Source organism: Stutzerimonas stutzeri, assembly GCF_002890895.1.
In the GTDB taxonomy this organism is placed as follows: domain Bacteria; phylum Pseudomonadota; class Gammaproteobacteria; order Pseudomonadales; family Pseudomonadaceae; genus Stutzerimonas; species Stutzerimonas stutzeri_AB.
Window position 1 is genome coordinate 135,549 of record NZ_POUL01000004.1, and the last position, 21,546, is coordinate 157,094.

At 61.8% G+C, this 21,546-nt stretch carries 26 protein-coding genes and 1 riboswitch; of the genes, 21 read left to right on the forward strand and 5 right to left on the reverse strand.

Annotation, left to right across the window (positions count from 1 at the left end; genetic code table 11):
* Window positions 1-38 precede the first annotated feature (38 nt).
* The 8 genes from cydX (at window position 39) to nhaD (ending at window position 4,802) form a co-directional block, all read left to right on the forward strand.
* The gene (gene cydX / locus CXK96_RS08935; protein ID WP_102836409.1) at window positions 39-164 is read left to right on the forward strand and encodes a cytochrome bd-I oxidase subunit CydX; all 126 of its coding nucleotides are present in this window, start codon (window positions 39-41) and stop codon (window positions 162-164) included.
* The gene (locus CXK96_RS08940; protein WP_372239365.1) at window positions 145-438 is read left to right on the forward strand and encodes a cyd operon YbgE family protein; all 294 of its coding nucleotides are present in this window, start codon (window positions 145-147) and stop codon (window positions 436-438) included. The genes cydX and CXK96_RS08940 overlap by 20 nt, the downstream gene beginning before the upstream one ends.
* Before the next feature lie 83 nt (window positions 439-521).
* Window positions 522-962 (forward strand): group II truncated hemoglobin, encoded by a 441-nt coding sequence (locus tag CXK96_RS08945; RefSeq protein ID WP_219807525.1) that lies wholly within the window; start codon window positions 522-524, stop codon window positions 960-962.
* A 14-nt stretch (window positions 963-976) separates the two neighbouring features.
* Complete coding sequence (locus CXK96_RS08950) at window positions 977-1,552, forward strand: cytochrome b/b6 domain-containing protein (protein WP_102836123.1); 576 nt, start codon at window positions 977-979, stop codon at window positions 1,550-1,552.
* Between the two features lie 137 nt (window positions 1,553-1,689).
* Window positions 1,690-2,337, forward strand: a complete 648-nt coding sequence (locus CXK96_RS08955) for a C40 family peptidase (RefSeq protein ID WP_102836124.1) — start codon at window positions 1,690-1,692, stop codon at window positions 2,335-2,337.
* 83 nt (window positions 2,338-2,420) lie between these two features.
* Window positions 2,421-2,951: a C40 family peptidase gene (locus CXK96_RS08960; protein WP_102836125.1), complete on the forward strand. Its 531-nt coding sequence runs from the start codon at window positions 2,421-2,423 to the stop codon at window positions 2,949-2,951.
* Window positions 2,952-3,055: 104 nt separating this feature from the next.
* Complete coding sequence (locus tag CXK96_RS08965; RefSeq protein WP_102836126.1) at window positions 3,056-3,376, forward strand: hypothetical protein; 321 nt, start codon at window positions 3,056-3,058, stop codon at window positions 3,374-3,376.
* 160 nt (window positions 3,377-3,536) lie between these two features.
* Window positions 3,537-4,802 carry a sodium:proton antiporter NhaD gene (gene nhaD / locus CXK96_RS08970; RefSeq protein ID WP_102836127.1) on the forward strand — a complete coding sequence of 422 codons (1,266 nt, stop codon included), beginning with the start codon at window positions 3,537-3,539 and terminating at the stop codon, window positions 4,800-4,802.
* Between the two features lie 49 nt (window positions 4,803-4,851).
* Here nhaD and CXK96_RS08975 read toward each other — a convergent pair whose 3' ends face one another.
* Window positions 4,852-5,655, reverse strand: a complete 804-nt coding sequence (locus CXK96_RS08975) for a metallophosphoesterase family protein (RefSeq protein WP_102836128.1) — start codon at window positions 5,653-5,655, stop codon at window positions 4,852-4,854.
* Between the two features lie 159 nt (window positions 5,656-5,814).
* A riboswitch (cobalamin riboswitch) is annotated at window positions 5,815-6,032 on the forward strand.
* A gap of 110 nt (window positions 6,033-6,142) precedes the next feature.
* On the opposite strand from CXK96_RS08975, the gene btuB reads away from it, so the two are divergent.
* From btuB to CXK96_RS09035, 12 genes are read left to right on the forward strand one after another with little or no spacing between them, the layout of a single operon-like run.
* Entirely contained in the window at window positions 6,143-8,017 is a 1,875-nt protein-coding gene (gene btuB / locus CXK96_RS08980; protein WP_102836129.1) for a TonB-dependent vitamin B12 receptor, read from the forward strand.
* Window positions 8,018-8,055: 38 nt separating this feature from the next.
* Complete coding sequence (locus tag CXK96_RS08985; RefSeq protein WP_102836130.1) at window positions 8,056-8,625, forward strand: hypothetical protein; 570 nt, start codon at window positions 8,056-8,058, stop codon at window positions 8,623-8,625.
* Complete coding sequence (gene cobO, locus CXK96_RS08990; RefSeq protein WP_102836131.1) at window positions 8,622-9,233, forward strand: cob(I)yrinic acid a,c-diamide adenosyltransferase; 612 nt, start codon at window positions 8,622-8,624, stop codon at window positions 9,231-9,233. Before CXK96_RS08985 ends, cobO begins: the two co-directional genes overlap by 4 nt.
* A gap of 43 nt (window positions 9,234-9,276) precedes the next feature.
* Entirely contained in the window at window positions 9,277-10,572 is a 1,296-nt protein-coding gene (locus CXK96_RS08995) for a cobyrinate a,c-diamide synthase (protein WP_102836132.1), read from the forward strand.
* Window positions 10,569-11,219 carry a 5,6-dimethylbenzimidazole synthase gene (bluB, locus tag CXK96_RS09000; RefSeq protein WP_102836133.1) on the forward strand — a complete coding sequence of 217 codons (651 nt, stop codon included), beginning with the start codon at window positions 10,569-10,571 and terminating at the stop codon, window positions 11,217-11,219. The genes CXK96_RS08995 and bluB overlap by 4 nt, the downstream gene beginning before the upstream one ends.
* Window positions 11,216-12,127 (forward strand): adenosylcobinamide-phosphate synthase CbiB, encoded by a 912-nt coding sequence (cbiB, locus tag CXK96_RS09005; RefSeq protein ID WP_102836134.1) that lies wholly within the window; start codon window positions 11,216-11,218, stop codon window positions 12,125-12,127. Before bluB ends, cbiB begins: the two co-directional genes overlap by 4 nt.
* Window positions 12,120-13,112, forward strand: a complete 993-nt coding sequence (gene cobD / locus CXK96_RS09010) for a threonine-phosphate decarboxylase CobD (protein ID WP_102836135.1) — start codon at window positions 12,120-12,122, stop codon at window positions 13,110-13,112. The genes cbiB and cobD overlap by 8 nt, the downstream gene beginning before the upstream one ends.
* The gene (locus CXK96_RS09015; protein WP_102836136.1) at window positions 13,109-14,578 is read left to right on the forward strand and encodes a cobyric acid synthase; all 1,470 of its coding nucleotides are present in this window, start codon (window positions 13,109-13,111) and stop codon (window positions 14,576-14,578) included. Before cobD ends, CXK96_RS09015 begins: the two co-directional genes overlap by 4 nt.
* Window positions 14,575-15,096, forward strand: coding sequence for a bifunctional adenosylcobinamide kinase/adenosylcobinamide-phosphate guanylyltransferase (gene cobU / locus CXK96_RS09020; RefSeq protein ID WP_102836137.1), 522 nt, complete (start codon window positions 14,575-14,577; stop codon window positions 15,094-15,096). Before CXK96_RS09015 ends, cobU begins: the two co-directional genes overlap by 4 nt.
* Window positions 15,093-16,142, forward strand: a complete 1,050-nt coding sequence (cobT, locus tag CXK96_RS09025; RefSeq protein ID WP_102836138.1) for a nicotinate-nucleotide--dimethylbenzimidazole phosphoribosyltransferase — start codon at window positions 15,093-15,095, stop codon at window positions 16,140-16,142. The genes cobU and cobT overlap by 4 nt, the downstream gene beginning before the upstream one ends.
* Window positions 16,139-16,732: an alpha-ribazole phosphatase family protein gene (gene cobC, locus CXK96_RS09030; protein WP_102836139.1), complete on the forward strand. Its 594-nt coding sequence runs from the start codon at window positions 16,139-16,141 to the stop codon at window positions 16,730-16,732. Before cobT ends, cobC begins: the two co-directional genes overlap by 4 nt.
* Window positions 16,717-17,448, forward strand: coding sequence for an adenosylcobinamide-GDP ribazoletransferase (locus CXK96_RS09035; RefSeq protein WP_102836140.1), 732 nt, complete (start codon window positions 16,717-16,719; stop codon window positions 17,446-17,448). The genes cobC and CXK96_RS09035 overlap by 16 nt, the downstream gene beginning before the upstream one ends.
* Window positions 17,449-17,457: 9 nt before the next feature.
* Here CXK96_RS09035 and modC read toward each other — a convergent pair whose 3' ends face one another.
* The 4 genes from modC to CXK96_RS09055 are packed head-to-tail and all read right to left on the reverse strand — an operon-like array spanning window position 17,458 to window position 20,814.
* Entirely contained in the window at window positions 17,458-18,549 is a 1,092-nt protein-coding gene (gene modC / locus CXK96_RS09040) for a molybdenum ABC transporter ATP-binding protein (protein ID WP_102836141.1), read from the reverse strand.
* The gene (gene modB, locus CXK96_RS09045) at window positions 18,546-19,235 is read right to left on the reverse strand and encodes a molybdate ABC transporter permease subunit (RefSeq protein WP_102836142.1); all 690 of its coding nucleotides are present in this window, start codon (window positions 19,233-19,235) and stop codon (window positions 18,546-18,548) included. Before modB ends, modC begins: the two co-directional genes overlap by 4 nt.
* 3 nt (window positions 19,236-19,238) lie before the next feature.
* Window positions 19,239-19,994, reverse strand: a complete 756-nt coding sequence (modA, locus tag CXK96_RS09050) for a molybdate ABC transporter substrate-binding protein (protein WP_102836143.1) — start codon at window positions 19,992-19,994, stop codon at window positions 19,239-19,241.
* Window positions 19,995-20,001: 7 nt separating this feature from the next.
* Window positions 20,002-20,814, reverse strand: a complete 813-nt coding sequence (locus CXK96_RS09055) for a TOBE domain-containing protein (protein ID WP_102836144.1) — start codon at window positions 20,812-20,814, stop codon at window positions 20,002-20,004.
* A gap of 151 nt (window positions 20,815-20,965) precedes the next feature.
* Between CXK96_RS09055 and CXK96_RS09060 the strand changes: the two genes are divergently transcribed.
* Window positions 20,966-21,514 carry a glutathione peroxidase gene (locus CXK96_RS09060; protein ID WP_102836145.1) on the forward strand — a complete coding sequence of 183 codons (549 nt, stop codon included), beginning with the start codon at window positions 20,966-20,968 and terminating at the stop codon, window positions 21,512-21,514.
* Window positions 21,515-21,546 lie beyond the last annotated feature (32 nt).

Genomic DNA, 21,546 nt, shown 5'->3' on the forward strand with positions numbered 1-21,546 from the left:
AACGCGTCTGGCCAGAACGACCCTACGGAGAAATCATCATGTGGTACTTCACCTGGATTCTCGGCGTACTGCTGGCTTGCAGCTTCGGGATCATCAGCGCGCTCTGGTTCGAAGCGACCCAAGACCTCGATGCGGAGCCAGGCCGTGATCGGCTCGGTCAATAGCATTCTCTACCGCAGGCCCGGCTGCGTGCTCTCGCTGCTGCTGGCCTCGCCGCTGGCCCTGCTGTTGCTGATTCACCCCGCGGTGATGCTCGACGGAGCAGGTAGTTACAACCACGCACAGCTGATGCTGGTGATGTGGGGCATATCAGCGGGCTTCATTCATGGCGTCGGCTTCGTGCCGCAGCATTGGCTATGGCGCCTGCTATTCCATCCAGCGGCCGCCTGGCTGCTGATGGGGCTTGGCTACCTGATCCTGTGGCGGGCGCAGCAGTAGCGCGGCGGGCCGATCTGCCACGGCGGCACAGTTCTTTGCAACCGTTTCGGCTTATTCAGAGGAGCAATACGTGAACGCAACCGTTGAACTCACTCCTTACCAGCAACTGGGCGGCGATACGCCAGCTGGTCGACCGCTTCTATGACGTCATGCTCAGCGAGCCCAGCATCGAGACAGTGCGCGACATGCACCGCGCGGATACCACTCAAATTCGCGAGCGGCTCTTCGACTTTCTCTCCGGATGGCTGGGCGGACCTTCCCGCTTCACTGAAAAGCACGGTCATCCGCGGCTGCGAATGCGACATCGCTTCTTCCAGATAGGTGAGGCCGAGCGCGACCAGTGGATGCTGTGCATGCGCCAAGCATTGGCAGAGATCACCATGGACGCCACCCTGAGGGTTCGCCTCGAGCAGGCGATCATGCAAATGGCCGAGATGCTGCGCAACGATGCGCCACGTACTTGCGATGGTGGCGGCTTCGGTTGCTCGGCCTTGACGCCTGGGGGCGAGCGCTGTGGGCGTTGAACAGCGGGACAATCATGGCTGAGCGTTGGGATATCAGGTTGCGCCTGCTGCACTGGGCCGTCGCCCTGACCGCGATGTTCCAGCAGTTAAGCAGCTTGTGGATGTCCGATCCTGGTAGCCAATACCTGTTTCCCTGGCATCGGTTGGTCGGCATGCTGGCGGCACTGATCGTGCTGTTGTTCTGGCTTTACAGCTATGCCGTGTACGACCTGCAGCGCTTGTTTCCGTGGGGGCGCGACGGGCGCCGTATGGTGTTGCGTGAGGGTATTGACCTGGTGCACGGCAAGTTGCCGCCAAGCGGCCCGCGTCGTGGGCTTTCCAGCTTCGGGCATGGGCTGGGCCTGCTGGCACTCAGCGGCTGTGCAGCTACCGGTATGGTTCTGTTCGCGATGATCCCACCCGGGCACGTCGGCCCACCAGCCGATGGTTTGGCGTTCACACGCTACACCTTGCAGCATAAATTCTTCGGCCAGCTGCTCTGGTACTACTGGTATGGCCACGTAATGTTCGCTGTGGTCCACCAACTCAGAGGCGATAACCTGTTAGGGGCGATCTTCGGTTTGGGCCGAGAAAATCACCGCGACGGATGATCAACTGTGAGTTGAAGTGCAGGTCGCGCAGACGTTTTGCCGCAGCTAGTCGGTCACATTTGCGGCAATAGAATTTGCTCATCGGAGCGACCGCAGGCATAGTTTCGCCACTTTCGACTTCCCGACCTGTCAGTGCCATGCGCCAACGCCTCGCACCCCTGTTGCCCTTTGCTCTCATTACGCTGTTGGCGGCCTGTGCCGCGCAGCCGGAGCAGACTGAAAGTCCGCTGCTGTCGCAGGAGTTCCAGTTCGATTTCCCGGTCGAGATAGCAGAGGCTGATGCCGACTCTCAAGCCGTAACAGACGAACCCACCGAGCAGCAACTTCGTGAACTCGCCGATGACGAGAGCTACGAGTTGCCAGCTCTGGCCGATAGCGTGCTTGAGCGCGGCTTCACGCTGGTGGGCACCCCGTACCGCTACGGTGGCAGCTCCACGAAAACCGGCTTTGATTGCAGTGGTTTCGTCAGTTTTCTGTTTCGCAAGGAGGCCGGCATCGAGCTGCCACGCTCTACCCGCGAAATGATCAATTTGGAAGCACCGAAGATCAAACGCAGCGAGCTGGAGCCGGGCGACGTGGTCTTTTTCAACAACCGTGGGCGCGGTCAGGTCAGCCATGCCGGTATCTACATCGGCGGTGACCGGTTCATTCACTCGTCCAGTAGTCGCAGCGGCGGCGTTCGCGTCGACAGCCTTGATGACAAGTACTGGCGTTCCAGCTTCATGCAAGCCAAGCGCGTCCTGGTCCTTGCCCATAACTCAAGCGCTGTTTCCAGTCATCACTGAGTGCTGAGATAGATCTGCATCGGGCTTGCATCCATTTCTGCATGCCGGCAGAGTGATGGCTCATTTGCCTGGACTGCTCTGCCATGCCTCTTCTGGCTCGTTCTATAGCTGTTCTGCTGACTGCGATACTGCTTTCTGCCTGTTCCAGCCAAGCGCCGGTCGAACCGGTAGTCGTCGCGCCTTTGCCAACAACGCATGAGTTTCCCGGCACTGCTGAAGACGTATTGTTCACGGCTCTGGGACTGGTGGGTACGCCGTATCGCTACGGCGGCAATTCCCCTGATGGCGGCTTCGATTGCAGTGGTCTGATTACCTACGTCTACCGAGGCGCAGCCGGCGTTGCATTACCGCGTACGACTCGCGAGATGAACGCCATGCGGGGCGCTACCATCAGGCGTGATGCCTTGAAAGCAGGTGACCTGCTGTTCTTTGCCACCAGCGGCGGGCGTCGTGTCAGTCACGCGGCCATCTACGTCGGCGAAGGGCGTTTCGTCCATGCACCTTCAACCGGCGGAACGGTACGCCTGGACAGCCTTTCCAACAGCTATTGGCAGAAGAGCTACCTCAGCGCCAAGCGCGTGCTGGACGGTGACCGTCTCGCTCAAAACCCCTAACGCTGGCGGGAGTCGAACATGATAGGCGCCGGCATTTACTTTCTCTGCTCCCCGCGACGCCGAGCTGGTGCGGATTTCAGGCGCTGCGAGTAGGAGGTCGTTAGATGGCGCCACTCCTGCGTTTGCCTGACCAGCCTGAAGTGTGCGAGCTGTGCCTGCGGCAGGCGCCTTTGACCCGCCATCACCTGATTCCCAAGGCCTTGCACGGCAAGACCTATATCCGAAAGCGCTTCCCTCGTGAGGAGCGTATTACCGCCACGCTGTGGGTCTGCCGGCCCTGCCACAACCAGATCCATCGCCTGTTTACAGAAAAGGAGCTGGCGCTCAGCTTCAACAGTCGCGACGCGTTGCTGGCCGATGCTCGGCTGCGCACCTTCGTTGACTGGTTGTCGGCCAAGCCTGCCGGCTTCGTGCCACGCCATTAAACGGCTGCCAAGCCACACCCGTGCGGCGGAATAATTCGAAATATCTTCGAATTGACATTTGTCAGGTGTCGAATTGTCGCACTTTGGCTATGATCGGCGCCCCAACTTCTCGGGTGCGCATCCGCGCACGAACCGTCCCTCCTTATCCGTTAGGTGCCCCATGCCTGAAATACTTCAGTACGTGCTGATCGGCCTCGCCGTGGCCGCTCTGCTCGGTGTCGTTCTTGAAGAAATTACCCATGTAAACAAAGCCAAGGTCACGCTGTTCTTCGGTACCTTAGCGTGGATGCTGCTGTTCATCTTTTCCCCGCACGGCGCCGAACGCGACCTGGTGCTCACCAGCCTCAACGAAAACATCGCGGAGATTGCCGGGCTGTGGATCTTTCTGGTGGCGGCGATGACCTTTGTCGCCTACCTGAACAAGAAAGGCCTGATTGAGAACCTGATCTACCTGGTTTTGCCAAAGCGGATCAGCGAGCGGCAGCTGCTGTTCCTGACGGCGACGTTCTGCTTTGTGTTCTCCTCGCTGGCGGACAACATTACCGCGACGCTGGTCTCCATCACGTTGATCATGTCGCTCAAGCTCAGCGCTGAGAAGACCATCAAATACGCGGCGTTGGTGGTGTTTGCCGTGAACTCCGGCGGCGTGGCGCTGATCACCGGTGACGTCACGACCCTGATGATCTTCCTAGCCGGCAAGGTACAGATCCTGCAGTTGCTGCTGCTGGCGCTCCCGGCTTTTCTGGCGGTCATGCTGCTAGCGGCGATGCTCTCGCTGGGCATGAGCGGGCAGGTCGTGGTGGAGAGCCATCGCACCGATGTACGCCGGGTCGACATTGCCATCGCACTGATCTTTCTCGGCACAATCCTGTGCACCATCGCTGGCAACTTCTTCTTCCAGATTCCGCCCGTGCTGACCTTCCTGACCGGGTTGTCGATCATGTTTCTGGTGGCGCGCTTCTTCAGCGACGACATCGAAACCGATCCGATTCTGGAATACGTCCGTCAGGTTGAGTTCGAGACCTTACTGTTCTTCCTCGGCATCCTGCTGCTGGTCGGCATGCTCAAGGAAATCCATGTGCTCGACGGCCTGGTGCGTATCTATGACCAGGTGCCCGCCGTGGGCGCCAACTACCTGATGGGCATCCTGTCGGCCGCGATCGACAACGTACCGCTGACCGCAGCACTGCTGAAGTCCGGACTTGAAATGGGCATCGCCGAGTGGATGGTTCTGACTTACGCGGTGGGCGTCGGTGGTTCGCTGCTGGTCATCGGTTCAGCAGCCGGCATCGTGGCCATGAGCAAAGTGCCGGGGCTGACCTTCGGTAGCTACCTCAAATACAGCCTGTACCTGTTCGTTGCATTCAATCTCGGCTTCGCTGGCGTGTATCTGACCGGGCTTGCTGTGGCAGGCGCGGTGGGCTGAACCGCGCTCGGGTCGCAGCAGCTCATAACCGCCGGGTGAGCTGCTTCGCTCACCAATGCAGGTTGAAGTGCGATCCGAGCACGAACTGATCATCGAGCAAATCCCAGCGCTCGACACAGACCTTCTTGTCCGCGCCCGGGTGCAGCTTCAACCGATTGAACGAGTTTGGGGAGGTGCCGCGTACGCGTGATGAGAGGGTGGTGCCTGCCTGGACCATCCAGATCTCGCGAGACAGCGCGGTGTACTGCTTGGACAAGGGCAATACATAGGGCAGGTGGATGTGCCCGCCCATTACCAGGTCCAAGCCTTCATCGGCCCAGCGGTGCAGCGCATTATCTGCGTTGTGCTGCAGGTTGCTCAGATCGCTCAGCACCATCGCGCCGAAGGGCTGGTGCGCCACTACGATACGGATCTTGTTCGGGTCGCTCTGCTTGAGGCGCCGGGCAACCGCTTGCACCTGCTCGTCGGTCACCAGTCCATCCTTGTGGCGCCTGGGGTGGGTGGTGTTTAGGCCGATGACCAGCATCTCGTCGTTTTCGAAGGTCGGCTCCAGATCGTCACCAAAGTGGCGACGGTAGTTGCGGTAGGGCATGAACAAACGCGCAAAGACGTTATACAGCGGGATGTCATGGTTCCCCGGGATCACCAGCGCCTTCGGGATGCCATGCCCATGCAGGCGCTGCACGAAGGCCTGAGCATCGGCGAACTGCCCGGCCCTGGCGCGCTGCGTGATGTCGCCGGAAAAGATCAGCAGGTCCGCGCCGTGCTCGCGCACGTGGTCTTCCATGGCTTGCACGACGGCGGCCTGTTCGGTGCCGAAGTGAGTATCGGAGATCTGCACGATGCTGGTCATGGGTGGCTGTCTTCTCGTCTGATGTCTGTGACGGGTGGCATTGTTGCATTCGAAGCCAATCGGCGCCCGGCGTTCCGGTAAATCGCAAGCAGCGCTCCCGAAACCTGTTCTGGCTCGGGTCCTGATCGCTTTCGGTTGCGCTGCGCAGGGCCTTGGACTACCCTCCGCGCTGCTTCAGGTGCCCCCTGGCGAAACGCCAGAGGGGTGAAACAGGGAAGCCGGTTCATTCGATGAAGATTCCGGCGCTGCCCCCGCAACGGTAGGCGAGACAGGACACCGCTCACAGCCACTGTGCCACAGGCATGGGAAGGCCGCGGTTCCAGGATGCAAGGCATCCGCTCGCAAGCCCGGAGACCGGCCTGTCGCATTCCACGGCAGTGCGGCGGGCGCTGATCGGGGTGCGGCTGCTTGCACCTGCGCTCCCTTCGCATTCTCCGTCTGCCCTTATCGACTGTTGTCGTGCGGCGGGCACGACGGAGACCTGAACTTGACCTGCAAGACCCTCAACACCTCGGCAGCGTTCGTGCTGCTTGGCTATGCTTCGCTTTCCCATGCTCAGCCGGTACAGCCGCTGAATCTCAACGAACAGGTGGTCACGGCCACGCGCACCGAGCAGGTGCTCAGCCCGATTGCCTCCACCAGCGTCATTACCCGCGAGCAGATTGTGCGCAGTCAGGTGCAGAGCGTTCCTGAACTGCTGCGCGGCCTGGCTGGCGTCAACGTTGCTTCCAACGGCGGACGCGGCAAAACCTCTTCCGTGTATGTGCGTGGTACCAGCAGCCAGCATCTGCTTGTTCTGGTTGATGGGGTGAAAATCGGATCGGCCACATCGGGCGGTGCGTCGCTTGAGAACATACCGGTCGAGCAGATCGAGCGTATCGAACTCGTCCGCGGTCCGCGTTCCAGCCTGTACGGCTCGGAAGCGGTGGGTGGGGTCATGCAGATCTTCACGCGGCGCGGCGATGGCGAAGGGTTCAAACCCTATTTCTCCGCAGGCGCGGGCAGTCGCTCCAGCTTTGACGGTACCGCCGGCATATCCGGTAGCCAGGGTGCCGGTTGGTTCAATCTCGGCGTGGCGAGCGCGTCAACCGACGGCATCAATTCGCGAGCCTATCGGCCCACTTCGCCTCGCGCCTATGAAGCTGATGCCGACGGTTATCGTGAGCTGTCGGGCGCCTTGCGCGGCGGCTACCGCTTCGACAGTGGGCTGGTGCTGGATGGCAGCTGGCTGCACGTCGACACTCACAGCGACTACGACTCCCGCTCCAATTCGGGTGCTACGGGCCGCTTTGCCTATAGCGACGGCAGTCAGCAAGTCATCGGCGGCCGGGCACGATTCACGCCAATCGATCCATGGCTGGTCACCCTGCAGGCCGGGCATAGCGAAGACAACACCGACAATTTCCGTGACGGTCGTTTCTATTCGCGTTTCGATACCAAGCGCGATTCTTTCAATTGGCAGAATGATTTCAGCGTGGCTGAAGACCAGCTGCTCACGCTTGGTTTCGACTACCAGCAAGACCGCATCGACGTGACGGACGACTATGCGGTCGACACGCGCGACAACAAGGGCGCCTATCTTCAGTACCAGGGTCGCTTCGGCCGTCACGGCGTGTTGGCCGGCCTGCGTCGCGATGACAACGAGCAGTTCGGCAACCATGACACCGGCAATCTTGGCTGGAGCTATGACCTGCGTGACAACCTGATACTGAGCGCGTCCTACGGCACGGCATTCAAGGCGCCCACCTTCAACGATCTCTACGCGCCGGACACCGGCTTCACTGCCGGCAACCCCGACCTGCAGCCGGAGGAGTCGCAGAGCTATGAGCTGGGCCTGAAGGGAGAGCAGCAATGGGGCGAGTGGAGCCTCAACGCGTTCGAAAACCAGATTGACGACCTGATCATCTGGAGTGGCAGCAGTCCGATGCAGCCGCAGAACGTCGATGTGGCGCGCATTCGCGGGATCGAAGGCGTGGTCGGCACCGAGCTGCTGGGCTGGGATGTCGTCACCTCGGTGACCGTCCTCGACCCGCAGGACCGTAGCAAGGCCAATCACGGGCATCTGCTGCCGCGGCGTGCCAAACGGACGCTGAATGTCGACCTGGACCGTGCCATTGGCCGCTTTGCTGTCGGCACGACGCTGTACGCAGCGAGTGAGCGTTTCGACAAATCCAGCAATACCGAAGCCGAGCGTTTGCCCGGTTACGCCCTCGTAGACCTGCGTGGTGAGTACCGTCTCGATGATGCCTGGCGATTGCAGGCAAAGCTGAGCAACCTGTTCGACCGCGATTACGAAACCGCCCAGACCTATGAACAGCCCGGCCGCGCGATCCATTTCACGATCCGCTACCAGGCACTCTAATCGCGCCCGCTGGCGCGCTGCCCCAAAGGAGAACACCGATGATAAAACTGTCCCCAAGAGCCCAACTGGCTGTCGGTATTGCACTGGCGGTGCTGATGGCTATGACCCGTGGCCAACACTTCGCCTCGGTAAATTTGCCAAGCGCTTCATGGGCGGTGTTCTTTCTGGCGGGTGTGCTGCTGGCGCCGCGCTGGGTGTTTCCGGCTTTGTTTGTCGAGGCGTCGCTGCTGGATTTCGCCGCCATCCAATGGCAGGGCGTGAGCAGTTATTGCATGTCACCGGCTTACTGGATGCTGATGCCTGCCTACGGCTCCCTGTGGTTCGGCGGACGGATGTATGCGCGGTTGCACCGTGACCAACTGAGCAGCCTGGCGTTGCTGGCGGGCGTCGTGGTGCTCAGCGCCTTCGTGTGCTACCTGTTTTCCGGCGGTGGTTTCCTGTTTTTCTCCGGCCGCTATCCGGATCCGAGCCTGGCGCACCTGGCTGAGCGCATCGGCACCTACTACCCCCGTTACCTGGGCAATCTGGCCCTGTATGTCGGCACAGCTGCGGTCTTGTTCGTCGGGCTGCGTGCTTGGACTGCACAGCGTGAAGGCGCTCGAGCATGAGTGAGTCCAGCGAGCGCGATGCCCGCCACAAGGCGCGCATGCAGCGTAAAAAGGCCGTGGTAGACGAGAAGATTGCCGAAGCACAGGACGAGCACGGTTTGCTGCTGGTCCACACCGGCAATGGCAAGGGCAAGAGCAGCTCGGCCTTTGGCATGGTGGCTCGTGCCCTCGGCCACGGTATCAAGGTTGGCGTGGTGCAGTTCATCAAAGGCGCTGCCAGCACCGGCGAGGAGAGTTTCTTCCGACGCTTTCCCGACGAGGTTCGCTACCACGTGATGGGCGAAGGGTTCACCTGGGAAACCCAGGACCGCCAGCGTGATATCGCCAAAGCAAAGGAGGCGTGGAACGTCGCGGCTCAACTGTTGGCCGATCCGGAGGTTGGCCTGGTGGTGCTGGATGAGCTGAACATCGCGCTCAAATATGGCTACCTGGAGCTTGATCCGGTGCTGGCTGATATCGAGTCGCGACCGCTGTTGCAGCATGTGGTGGTCACCGGCCGCGGCGCGCCGCCGGGGTTGATTGAAGCCGCCGACACCGTGACTGAAATGAGCTTGGTCAAGCATGCTTTCAAAGCGGGTGTGAAAGCGCAGAAGGGAATCGAATTTTGACGCTTGAGCTAAGGGTGTGTGCTGCTGGAGGCGGAGGCGGGCGATGAACACTTCGCATCATTGCCCAGCCTTGCTGATAGCCGCACCCGCCTCAGGCCAGGGTAAAACCACTGTAACGGCTGGCCTGGCTCGCTTGCACACCCGTCAAGGTAAACGGGTGCGTGTATTCAAGTGCGGGCCGGATTTTCTGGATCCCATGGTGCTGGCGCGCGCCAGCGGCCACCCGGTCTATCAGCTCGACCTGTGGATGGTGGGCGAGGCCGAAAGTCGCCGCCTGCTCTGGGAAGCGGCGCGCGATGCCGATCTGATTCTTATCGAAGGGGTCATGGGACTGTTCGATGGCACGCCCTCGGCAGCGGATCTGGCGCGCCAGTTCGGAGTACCGGTTTTGGCGGTAGTCGATGGTTCGGCGATGGCACAGACCTTCGGGGCGCTCGCCCACGGTTTGGCCAGTTATCAGCCGGATCTGCCGTTTGCCGGTGTGTTGGCCAACCGGGTCGGTAGCGGCCGACACGGTGAAATCCTTCGCGACTGCCTGCCTGAGAATCTCGGTTGGTTCGGCGCCCTGCCTCGCGCTGAATCTGTTGGCCTGCCCAGCCGTCATCTGGGTCTCGTACAGGCGCAGGAGCTGGCCGATCTGGACGCCCGACTCGACGCGGCTGCCGACGCCCTGGCGGCGAGCGCGGATTGCAGCCTGCCAGCAGCGATCAGCTTTCCGCCACCGGCACCCGAGACACTGCCGAAACTGTTGAGCGGGGTGCGTATCGGTGTGGCACGTGACGCCGCCTTCTCGTTCGTCTATCAGGCCAATCTCGATCTGTTGCAAGCGCTGGGCGCGGAGCTGCTGTTCTTCTCGCCGCTGCGATTTTCCCGTTTGCCTGCTGTGGATAGCCTTTACTTGCCGGGCGGCTACCCGGAGCTGCATCTGCGAGCGTTGAGCCGCAACCATGCGATGGCTGAGGCGATACGCGCCCATCACGATGCAGGCAAGCCAATGCTTGCCGAATGTGGCGGCATGCTTTATCTGCTCGACGGCCTGACCGGCCAGGACGGAATCCGGGAGAGCATGCTTGGCTTGATTCCTGGCGAAGCGCAGATGCAGAAGCGCTTTACCGCACTGGCGCTGCAGGAGGTGCAGCTGCCGGAAGGGCGCCTGCGTGGCCACACCTTTCACCATTCCTCGCTCGAATCGCCAATGCAGCCACTGGCGAGAGGCGAATGCCCAAACTACAAACGAACGGCTGAGGCGGTGTACCGGCAGGGTCGGCTGACGGCTTCCTATATTCACTTCTACATGCCGTCCGATTTCCGCGCGGCTGCGGCAATGCTCTGTCCATGAACGATTCAGCCTTCACCGACGAGCAGCGGGCCGGAGTTTACCGGGCCATTGGCGAGCGGCGCGACATGCGGCATTTCAACGGAGGCGACGTCGCACCGGCGCTGCTGGCGCGCCTGCTCGAAGCCGCGCATCAGGCGCCCAGCGTGGGCTTGATGCAGCCTTGGCGTTTTCTGCGTATCAGCCTTCCTGAATTGCGAAGCGCCATTGCCGATCTGGTCGAGGAGGAGCGACTCCTGACCGCTGATGCGCTGGGCGAGCGTGGCGAGGCATTCATGAAGCTCAAGGTTGAGGGCATTCACGATTGCGCTGAGTTGCTGGTCGTCGCGTTGATGGAGGGTCGCGAGGCCCACGTGTTTGGCCGTCGCACAATGCCGGACATGGACCTCGCTTCGGCTGCCTGTGCGATCCAGAATCTCTGGCTCGCTGCGCGGGCTGAAGGGCTGGGCATGGGCTGGGTATCGCTATTCGATCCTCAAGCGCTAGCCGATCTGCTGCAGATGCCCACGGGGGCCAAGCCGGTTGCGGTGATTTGCCTTGGCCCGGTGGCTGAGTTCTACCCTTCGCCAATGCTCGCGCTTGAAGGTTGGACCCAGCCGCGACAACTCACTGAGTTGCTGTTCGATAATTACTGGGACCGTCAGTCGTGAGCGTGGCCCTAAGCTGTTTAGCGGGGGTTGCGCTGGATGCGGCACTCGGCGAACCGCGTCGCGGTCACCCGCTGATTGCATTCGGCACGCTGGCTGATCGGCTCGAGCGCCACTTCAACGGGCCCGACGGTCGCGGTTGGCGCAGCCACGGCGTAACTGCCTGGTGTCTCGCCGTGCTGCCGCTTACGGGATTGGCGTGGCTACTCGGTTCATTGCCGGGCGTTGGCTGGCTGGTTGAGATCTGCTTGCTCTATATGGCTCTGGGTCTACGCAGTCTTGGCGACCATTTGCTGCCGGTTGCCCGTGCGCTGCGCCAGGGTGACTTGGCCGAGGCGCGCTTGCGTGTCGGGTTCATCGTCAGCCGCGATACGCGCGAGCTCGACGAGCAGGGCGTCGCCCGGGCGGCGACCGAGTCGGCACTGGAGAACGGGAGCGATGCGGTATTCGCCGCGCTTTTCTGGTTGGTGCTGGCGGGCGCGCCGGGCGTGATCCTGTACCGACTGAGCAATACGCTCGATGCCATGTGGGGCTACCGCAATGAGCGCTTCGAGCGATTCGGCTGGGCTGCGGCGCGTATCGATGACGTGCTCAACTTCATTCCTGCCCGGCTGGTTGCGCTGACCTATGCCTTGCTGGGCCAGACGCGCCGAGCCTGGCGCTGCTGGCGTACCCAGGCGCCGCTTTGGGACAGCCCCAACGCCGGGCCCGTGATGGCTGCCGGGGCGGGGGCATTGGGCGTGGCGTTGGGCGGTTCGGCGGTCTACCACGGCGAGCTGCACCACAGACCCGTGCTTGGCGAAGGCGAAGCGCCTCAGGCGCGCGACATCGAACGCGCATTGGACATGGTCTGGGCGGGCGTCGGTCTGTGGTTGTTGGTGCTGTTGTTCGGAGACTGGTTGAGTGCTTGAGCATGGCGGAAGGCTGCGCAGGGCGGCCGAGCATTTCGATATTCCGCTGCAGGATTGGCTGGATCTTTCCACTGGCATCGCACCTTACGGTTTCGATCTGCCGGCCATTCCCGCCGAAGCCTGGAGGCGTCTGCCGGAAACAGAAGACAAACTGGAGCCCGCTGCACAGGCCTATTTCGGTGCCACCTCGCTACTGCCAGTGGCCGGCTCCCAGGCAGCGATTCAAATGTTGCCGCGCCTGCGCGGGCCGCTGCAGGTCGGAATCGTCTCGCCCTGTTATGCAGAGCACGCAGCGGCATGGCGCCGGGAAGGGCACCGCCTCAGCGAATTCAGCGAGGGCAGCGTGCCGCGGGCCCTCGATAGTCTCGATGTGCTGGTTGTGGTCAACCCGAATAACCCCACTGGACGTCTGCTGCCACCGGAGCAATTACTCGGCTGGCATGGCCGTCTTGCCGAGCGTGGTGGCTGGCTGATTGTCGACGAAGCTTTCATGGACCCAACCCCGTCTAACAGCCTGGCCCCGCATAGCCACTTACCAGGGCTGATCGTTTTGCGCTCGTTCGGCAAGTTTTTCGGCATGGCCGGTGCGCGGCTGGGTTTCGTGCTGGCGGAGCAAGGCTTGCTGTCCGTGCTCGGCGATGCCCTTGGGCCATGGCCGATTGCCGGCCCGTCACGTTTCATCGGTACCGTCTTGCTTGGTGATCGTGAGGGGCAGCACCGTCAACGCGAGCGCTTGCGAAACGATAGCGAGCGACTGGCGCAGCTGCTTTCAGAGCAGGGGTTGCCGCCCACCGGGGGCTGCGGGCTTTTTCATTGGGTTGTGACGGAGGAAGCCACGATGCTTCACGAGTTTCTGGCCTGCCAGGGCATTCTGGTGCGTCGCTTCCTGTGTCCGTCGAGTGTGCGCTTCGGGCTGCCGGCGGACGAAGCCGGATGGGCGCGGCTGACCCGGGCGCTGATCAGCTATCAGGCGGTACGCACATGAGCACCTTGATGGTTCAGGGCACAACCTCCGACGCTGGCAAGAGCACGCTGGTGACCGCACTTTGTCGCTGGCTCAAGCGAAAGGGCATCACCGTCGTGCCGTTCAAACCGCAGAACATGGCGCTGAACAGCGCGGTTACCGCCGACGGTGGCGAGATCGGGCGTGCTCAAGCGGTGCAGGCCCAGGCCGCCGGCTTGCCGCCGCACACCGACATGAATCCAATCCTGCTCAAGCCCAACAGCGATGTGGGCGCGCAGGTCATCATTCACGGCCGGGCCGTCGGCAACATGGATGCGGTGGCCTATCACGACTACAAACGCGTGGCGATGGAGGCGGTGCTGGCGTCGCACAAGCGCCTCAGCGATGGCTATCAGGTGGTGATGGTCGAGGGCGCGGGTTCGCCGGCCGAGATCAATCTGCGCGCCAACGATATCGCCAATATGGGCTTTGCCGAAAAGGTGGACTGCCCGGTGATCCTCATCGCCGATATCGATAAGGGCGGGGTGTTCGCGCATCTGGTCGGAACACTGGAATTGCTCAGCCCAAGTGAGCAGGCACGGGTCAAAGGCTTTGTTATCAACCGCTTTCGCGGTGATATTGCGCTGCTGCAGCCGGGCCTCGACTGGCTCGAGCAGCGCACGGGCAAGCCCGTTCTCGGGGTGCTGCCTTACCTTATGGATTTCCACCTCGAAGCAGAAGACGCCGTCGACGTGCGTCAGTCGGCGAAGAGCGAGCAGACCCTGAAAGTGGTGGTGCCGGTGTTGCCGCGTATCAGCAACCACACCGACTTCGATCCGCTGCGTTTGCATCCGCAGGTTGATCTCTGCTTTATCGGGCCGGGGCAAACTGTGCCATCTGCCGATCTGATTATCCTGCCGGGATCGAAAAGCGTGCGCGCGGACCTTGCATGGTTGCGCGCGCAAGGTTGGGAGCCGGCGATCCAGCGGCATCTGCGCTACGGCGGCAAGGTGCTGGGGATTTGTGGCGGCCTGCAGATGCTGGGCGACGCAATTGCCGACCCGCTGGGGCTGGAAGGACCGGCTGGGCAAAGCGACGGGCTGGGACTGCTGAGGTTCTCCACGACGCTGGCTGCGCACAAGCAGCTGCGCAACGTCAGGGGTCGACTGGCGATTGATGGCGCCGACATCACCGGCTACGAGATTCACGCGGGCATCAGTGACGGACCGGCACTGGAGCGTGCTGCCGTACGACTCGAAGAGGGGCGCGGTGACGGTGCGATCAGCGAGGATGGCCAGGTGCTCGGCACCTACCTCCATGGCCTGTTCGAGTCTCCCGCTGCTTGCGAGTCACTGCTGCGCTGGGCCGGGCTGGAGAAGGCGCAGCGGGTCGATTACCAGGCACTGCGCGAACGGGACATCGAGCGCCTGGCGGATCTGGTGGACAAGCATCTGGACGCCTCGCAGCTGTTGGCGCTTTGCGGGCTATCAAGGGAGACGGGGGCATGATTGAGCTCATCCTCGGTGGGGCGCGGTCCGGAAAGAGCCGGTTGGCCGAGCGGCTTGCCGTTGAAAGTGGCCTGGCGGTCACTTACATCGCCACGAGCCAGCCGCTTGACGGCGAGATGAGCGAGCGCATCGCTCATCATCGTGCCCGGCGCCCTGCCAGCTGGGGGCTGATTGAAGAACCACTGGCGCTGGCTTCAATCCTGCGCGAACACGCCCGAGCGGATCGCTGCCTGCTGGTGGACTGCCTGACACTATGGCTCACCAATTTGCTGATGCTGGACGACGAGACTCGCCTGGTTGAGGAGCGCGATGCCTTGCTCGAGTGTCTTCATGAGCTGCCGGGACGGGTAGTGATGGTGAGCAATGAAACCGGGCTGGGTGTGGTGCCGCTGGGCGAGCTGACCCGCCGTTATGTCGATGAAACCGGCCTGTTACATCAAGCCATCGCCGAGCGTTGTCAGCGGGTGATCTTTACCGTGGCGGGCTTGCCAATGACCCTTAAAGGAGTGGCGCTTTGAACACGCAGTGGTGGTTGGAGGCCTGCCGGGTACCGGACGAAGTGGCACGCCGGGCGGCACAGCAGCGCGATGCTCAGCTGACTAAACCGGCGGGTGCGCTGGGGCGTATCGACTCGGTGATCCCCCAGCTGGCGTCTTTGCAAGGGCGCGAGCGACCCTCGGTTCAGCGTATTTTCATCGCCATTTTTGCCGGAGATCACGGTGTCGCCGAGGAAGGTATCTCGGCATTTCCGCAATCGGTCACTGGTCAGATGCTTGGTAACTTCGTCAACGGCGGCGCCGCGATCAGTGTGCTTGCCAAGCAGCTCGACGCGATGCTGGAGGTGATTGATCTGGGAACGGTGGCTCCGTTGTCGCTGCCTCGGGTGCGCCATCTTTCGCTGGGGCCGGGCACCCGCAATTTCACCAGAGAATCGGCCATGAGTGCCGAAACCTGCCAGCTCGCCATGGAGGCTGGGCGCGACACTGTGCTGCGGGCGCAACAACAGCGCAGCGAGCTGTTCATTGGCGGCGAAATGGGCATCGGCAATACCACTACTGCGGCGGCGCTGGCCTGCGCCTTGCTGGGTTGCGCGCCTCACGAACTGGCTGGGCCAGGCACCGGCCTGGATGCGGCTGGTATTGCCCAAAAGAGTGCAGTCATCGAACGGGCGCTGGCGCTGCATGCGGGGCCGCACGACACCTTTGGCTGGATGCAGCGGGTCGGTGGTTTCGAACTGGCCGCGCTCACCAGCGCTTATATTGCCTGCGCGCAGCTAGGAATCGTCGCGCTGGTCGACGGTTATATCTGCAGTGTGGCAGCGTTGTGCGCCGTGCGGCTGAATCCGGCGTGTCGTGACTGGCTGCTCTTCGCGCACCGCTCGGCCGAGCCGGGCCATCTCGCTGTGCTTACAGCCCTGGATGCAAGCCCGCTTCTGGATCTCGGTCTGCGGCTAGGCGAGGGCAGCGGCGCGGCGCTGGCGGTTCCGCTGCTTCGGCTGGCCTGCGCGCTTCACGACGGCATGGCCACGTTCGACGAAGCTGCTGTCGCGGCGAAGCACTCATGAGTGTTCAGCTGGAGTTGGTGCGACATGGCGAAACCGAGTCCGGTGGCGGATTTCGAGGGCGGCTGGATGATGCGCTTACCGTAAAGGGTTGGCAGCAGATGCGCGCCGCCGTCGCCGGTGCCGGGCCTTGGGACCGAATCATCAGTTCGCCCCTGCGCCGCTGCGCAGACTTTGCAACTGAACTCGCCGAGCAACAATCCCTTGAGCTCAATCTTGAGCCTGACCTGCGCGAGCTGAACTTTGGCGATTGGGAGGGGCGCACCGCCGCCGACCTGATGGTCGATCAGAGCGAAGCCCTGGGGCGCTTCTGGAACGACCCGTACGGATTCACTCCGCCCGGTGCGGAGCCCGTCGCGGACTTTGAGAAGCGCGTGCTGGCGGCAATCGAGCGACTGACCGATCGTTGCGCGGGCGAACGTGTATTACTCGTCACCCACGCGGGCGTGATGCGGCTGCTGCTGGCAGAGGCCCGTGGTCTGCCGCGAGAATGTCTGTTGCAGGTCGAGGTCAGTCATGGCGCGTTGTTCGGCCTGAGAACCGGTTTCAACGACGCCACGCTCTGGCTGGAAGAACGATGCAGCCCTTTCTGATTGCGCTGCAGTTTCTGACCTGCCTCCCGGTGCGACTGCACAGCATCCCCGAGCCACGGTTGATCGGCAGATCCCTGCTGTATTACCCGTTAGTTGGGTTGCTGTTGGGCAGCATGCTCTGCTTCCTCGGCATGGCGCTTGGCAATGCGGCGGCGCCACTAAAAGCTGCTCTGCTGTTAGCCGCGTGGGTCTGGCTGACCGGTGCGTTGCACCTCGATGGCCTGGCCGATAGCGCGGATGCCTGGCTGGGCGGATTCGGCGACCGGGAACGTACTCTGGCGATCATGAAAGACCCCTGCAGCGGTCCGGTTGCGGTCGCCGTGCTGGTGTTATTGCTGCTGTTGAAATTCGTCGCGCTATGGACGCTGCTTGAGCAAGGCAACCTGTTGATGCTGTTGGCAGTACCACTGTTGGGGCGAAGCGCAATGTTGGGGCTGTTTCTTACCACCGCCTATGTGCGGCCGGGTGGTTTGGGCCAAGCCTTAGCCGAGCACATGCCGCGCTCAGAGGCTCGGTTCGTACTGGCGCTGATCGTGCTTGCTGGCGTGCTGATGGGAGCCAGTGGCTGGCTTGCGCTGGGGGTCGCAGCGGCGGTTGGAATGCTAGTGCGTCGTAGTCTGGTCCGGCGTCTGGGCGGAACCACAGGCGACACTGCCGGAGCTTTGCTGGAACTGGTGGAATGCGCGGTGCTGGTTGGTCTGGCGCTGCTGGGCTAGCCAGGCACCTCATCCCAGCAGAGCGACTGTCTTGATCTGCGCCCAAAGCGCTTTACCTTCGATGACGCCGAGCTGGTCGGCCGAGCGCCGCGTAATGCGAGCCAGCAGCGGTGTGCCCTGGGCATTTAGACGGACCAGGACATGCGCGGGCGTATCGGCACTGACGACTTCATCCACCTGCACCGGTAGCAGGTTGCTGATGCTGGTGCCCTCTGCACGTTCCAGCGTCAGGCTGACATCCCGCGCATGGACGCGAAAGCGCAGCCGATGCCCGACCGCTTCGCTCCGCTGCGCTACCAGCACATCACCGCCCTGAAACGTCAGGCGAGTGAGGTGATAATCCAGGTCGTGTCCCGTAATTTCCGACTCGATGACAACGCCAGCATCCTCACCGAACGCGGTCGGCAGATCCAGGCGTGCCAGGGTTTCATGAAGTGCTCCCTGCGCCACGACCTTGCCCTCATCGAGCAGGACCAGGTGGTCAGCCAGTCGCGCCACTTCGTCTGGCGCGTGGCTGACATAGAGCAGGGGGATATCCAGTTCGTCATGCAAACGTTCAAGGTACGGCAGGATTTCCTGTTTGCGCTTCACATCGAGCGCAGCCAGCGGCTCGTCCATCAACAGCAGGCGTGGGCTGGTAAGCAGGGCGCGCGCAATTCCTACCCGTTGCCTTTCTCCGCCGGAAAGCCGCTCCGGCATCCGCTGCAAGAGGTGCGCGATACCCAGCAACTCGACAGCCTGATCCCAAGCGACGCGCCGGTCCCTCGTCGGGATGCGCTTCATGCCGAATTCGAGATTGCCTCTGACAGACAGATGGGCAAAAAGATTGGCGTCCTGAAACACGTAGCCAATGGCGCGCTGGTGCGGTGGCATAAACCACTCACGGCTTGAGTCCTGCCAGCATTCGCCGTTGACCACCAACGCGCCCGTGCTGCCGCGTTCGAGCCCTGCGATGCAACGCAGGCAACTGGTCTTGCCCGAGCCCGAAGGACCGAACAGAGCGGTAACACCTCGCCCCGGTAGTTCGACATCGACGTCCAGCGTGAAACCTGGATGGGTCAGGCGCAGGCGAGCATGGATCCCGCTCGGGTTGCTGGTCATCCGCGCCACCCCTGCCGAATGGGGCTCGCATAGAGCGTGAGCAGTACGAGAAAGGAAAACAGCAGCATCCCACCGGCGAGCCAGTGTGCCTGGGTATATTCCAAGGCTTCGACGTGATCGTAGATCTGCACGGATAGCACGCGGGTTTTCTCCGGAATGTTGCCGCCGATCATCAACACCACACCGAACTCGCCGACTGTATGGGCAAAGCCGAGAATGCTGGCGGTTACGAAACCTGGCCGAGCCAGCGGCAACACGACGCTGAAGAAGGTGTCCACTGGCCCTGCACGCAAGGTCATCGCGGCTTCCAGGGGGCGTCCACCAATGGCTTCGAAGGCGTTCTGCAACGGTTGCACGACGAAGGGCATCGAGTAGAAAACCGACCCCACTACCAGCCCGGCAAAGGTGAACGGCAAGACACCCAGACCGAGCGACTGGGTCAGTTGCCCAACGGGTCCATTGGGTCCCATCGCGACCAGCAGATAGAAACCGAGCACGCTGGGCGGCAGCACCAGAGGCAGCGCCACCACGGCGCCAATGGGGCCTTTAAGGCGTGAGCGGGTCCGCGCCAGCCACCAGGCAATGGGCGTACCTAATAGCAGCAGCAGGAGGGTGGTGACGCTGGCGAGTTTAAGTGTCAGCCATATGGCAGAGAGGCTGGCGTCATCCAGAGTGGGCAATTCCATTACCTACCGGTCATAACCGAAGGCTTTGATCACCTCGGCTGCCTCTGCGCTTTGCAGGTAATCGAGCAACGCTCGCGCCGCTGGGTTGTCCTGACCTTTGTTCAGCAAAATGGCGTCCTGGCGAATCGGTGGATGGTAGGCGGCAGGCACCACCCAGCCTGAACCTTGCCGTATCACTCCATCTTCAACTACCTGCGAAAGGGCAACGAAGCCGAGTTCGGCGTTGCCGCTGGCAACGAACTGATGGGTTTGTGCGATGTTTTCGCCCTGCACTAATTTGCCCCGGACCGAATCTGACAGGCCCAGCTTTTTTAGCGTGGCCACAGCCGCGGCCCCGTAGGGCGCGGTCTTTGGGTTGGCGATGGCCAGGTGGCGAAACGCTTGGTCACTGAGCACGGCGGCCTGATCATCAACGAGGTCTTCTTGGGCCGACCACAACATCAGTGTGCCAATGGCATAGGTGAAGCGGCTTCCAGCGACGCCCAACCCTTCGTCTTCCAGCCTGGCGGGAACCTGTTCATCGGCCGCCAGAAGTACTGAGAAAGGTGCACCGTTGCGAATCTGTGCGTAGAGTTTTCCGGTCGAGCCAAAGGACAGCAGTGCTTTGTGGCCTGTGTCGCGCTCGAACCGTTCGGCAATGACGCGCATCGGGGCGGTGAAATTCGACGCCACCGCAACCTGGACATCGTCGGCACGAACCATCAGGGGTGAGAGTGCCGCCGCCAGCAGCGCTATTAGCGTCATTCGAGTGTGAATCATCATGTCCTCAATCTACCGCGATGATCACGTGGGAGGCCTTGATCAGTGCCGTACAAGGCTGGCCGACCGCTAATCCCAGCGCCTCTGTACTTTCATTGGTGATCACCGCACCCAGTGTGCGGTTACCGGGAAGCAGCAGCTTGACCTCGCAGTTGACCGCGCCAGGCGTGATCGCGCTGACTGTCCCGGTCAGGCGGTTGCGGGCGCTGATCTTCACGTCGGGGTCAGGCGACAGCAGGACGAAACTGGCTTTGATCAGCGCCATGGCAACTTTGCCCGTCGCGAGCTGAAGCTCGTCGATGCTGTCATTGGTCAGCGTGGCGGTCATGGTTTGTCCGTCGCCGATGTCCAGGCTGACGCTGCCGTTCACTGCGCCTCTTTCTACATTTGTGATCTGGCCTCGAAACTGGTTGCGTGCACTGGTTTTCATGGCGATCGCTCGAAGCAGTTTGTCAAAATCCTCGAATCCATCGATACCCTGGGCGACCTGCGCCAAGAAGCGCTCATACTCGCGCTGCATGCGCTGCCAGATATGCAGCATCTCTCGACCGAAACCGGTCAGTTGCGTTCCGCCACCCTTCGCGCCGCCAGCGTTACGCATCACCAGCGGACGTTCGGATAGATTGTTCATAGTATCTACCGCATCCCACGCCGCTTTGTAGCTGAGGTTGATAGCCTTGGCGGCGCGGGTAATGGACCCGGTTGCCTCGATCTGTTCGAGCAGCTCGATGCGTTTGCCGCCGAGATAACCTTTCTCGCCCCGGTTGAACCAGAGCTGCCCATCAATGCGCAATGGCTCGAATTGTCTGGGATCGCTCATGATCGGCTCCGGTCGGGGTGACCATTCTGGCAAGCGCTATATAGAGTTGTATATAGCGTTTTTGTGGTGGCCCTGGTCTTGGCCGATAGACACCGTTGCTCCCGGCGTGACTCGGGAGTAGCGTGGCTTCGATTCCATCTGGAGCTCTGTTATGAAAATCGAATGGATTGCCGCCTCACTTGCGCTGCTTTTAGTGGCTGGTCCTGCAGCGGCCGAGCAGTGCCCAGCGTTGCTTCAGCATGAGCTTCCGCAGCTGCGATCAAAGGAAACCATCGATCTCTGTGAGCAGTTTCAGGGCAAGGCGTTAGTAGTGGTCAACACCGCCAGCTTTTGCGGCTTCGCCCCTCAGTTCAAAGGGCTGGAGGCGCTGTATCAGCGTTTTAAAGATGATGGGCTGATGATTCTTGGCGTGCCGTCCGATGACTTCTTTCAGGAGTCAGACGATGCGGCGGAGACGGCTGAGGTTTGCTACGTCAATTACGGCGTGACCTTTCCGATGACGCAGACACAGCCTGTGCGTGGCGGCGACGCAATTCCGTTGTTTCGCGAGCTGGCCGAGCAGGCCGGCGGGGCCCCGCGCTGGAACTTCTACAAGTATGTAGTCGATCGCAACGGCAAGGTGGTCGATTACTTCTCGAGCAAAGTCGAACCGGACGATCCAGAGCTGATCGCTGCGGTGGAAAAGGCGTTGGCAAAGTAGCGGAGGGATGCCCCGACCGAGCGGTCGGGGCG

Excerpts from the sequence above, each read along its gene's own strand:
- CXK96_RS09060 (WP_102836145.1), top strand. The coding sequence starts at position 20,966 with ATGAAAATCGAATGGATTGCCGCCTCACTTGCGCTGCTTTTAGTGGCT.
- CXK96_RS09035 (WP_102836140.1), top strand. The coding sequence starts at position 16,717 with ATGCAGCCCTTTCTGATTGCGCTGCAGTTTCTGACCTGCCTCCCGGTG.
- cydX (WP_102836409.1), top strand. The coding sequence starts at position 39 with ATGTGGTACTTCACCTGGATTCTCGGCGTACTGCTGGCTTGCAGCTTC.
- CXK96_RS08955 (WP_102836124.1), top strand. The coding sequence starts at position 1,690 with ATGCGCCAACGCCTCGCACCCCTGTTGCCCTTTGCTCTCATTACGCTG.
- modB (WP_102836142.1), bottom strand. The coding sequence starts at position 19,235 with ATGGAATTGCCCACTCTGGATGACGCCAGCCTCTCTGCCATATGGCTG.
- cobC (WP_102836139.1), top strand. The coding sequence starts at position 16,139 with ATGAGTGTTCAGCTGGAGTTGGTGCGACATGGCGAAACCGAGTCCGGT.
- bluB (WP_102836133.1), top strand. The coding sequence starts at position 10,569 with ATGAACGATTCAGCCTTCACCGACGAGCAGCGGGCCGGAGTTTACCGG.
- CXK96_RS09015 (WP_102836136.1), top strand. The coding sequence starts at position 13,109 with ATGAGCACCTTGATGGTTCAGGGCACAACCTCCGACGCTGGCAAGAGC.
- nhaD (WP_102836127.1), top strand. The coding sequence starts at position 3,537 with ATGCCTGAAATACTTCAGTACGTGCTGATCGGCCTCGCCGTGGCCGCT.
- modC (WP_102836141.1), bottom strand. The coding sequence starts at position 18,549 with ATGACCAGCAACCCGAGCGGGATCCATGCTCGCCTGCGCCTGACCCAT.
- CXK96_RS08995 (WP_102836132.1), top strand. The coding sequence starts at position 9,277 with ATGAACACTTCGCATCATTGCCCAGCCTTGCTGATAGCCGCACCCGCC.
- CXK96_RS08950 (WP_102836123.1), top strand. The coding sequence starts at position 977 with ATGGCTGAGCGTTGGGATATCAGGTTGCGCCTGCTGCACTGGGCCGTC.
- cobO (WP_102836131.1), top strand. The coding sequence starts at position 8,622 with ATGAGTGAGTCCAGCGAGCGCGATGCCCGCCACAAGGCGCGCATGCAG.
- CXK96_RS09055 (WP_102836144.1), bottom strand. The coding sequence starts at position 20,814 with ATGAGCGATCCCAGACAATTCGAGCCATTGCGCATTGATGGGCAGCTC.
- CXK96_RS08975 (WP_102836128.1), bottom strand. The coding sequence starts at position 5,655 with ATGACCAGCATCGTGCAGATCTCCGATACTCACTTCGGCACCGAACAG.
- cobU (WP_102836137.1), top strand. The coding sequence starts at position 14,575 with ATGATTGAGCTCATCCTCGGTGGGGCGCGGTCCGGAAAGAGCCGGTTG.
- CXK96_RS08985 (WP_102836130.1), top strand. The coding sequence starts at position 8,056 with ATGATAAAACTGTCCCCAAGAGCCCAACTGGCTGTCGGTATTGCACTG.
- CXK96_RS08965 (WP_102836126.1), top strand. The coding sequence starts at position 3,056 with ATGGCGCCACTCCTGCGTTTGCCTGACCAGCCTGAAGTGTGCGAGCTG.
- CXK96_RS08960 (WP_102836125.1), top strand. The coding sequence starts at position 2,421 with ATGCCTCTTCTGGCTCGTTCTATAGCTGTTCTGCTGACTGCGATACTG.
- modA (WP_102836143.1), bottom strand. The coding sequence starts at position 19,994 with ATGATTCACACTCGAATGACGCTAATAGCGCTGCTGGCGGCGGCACTC.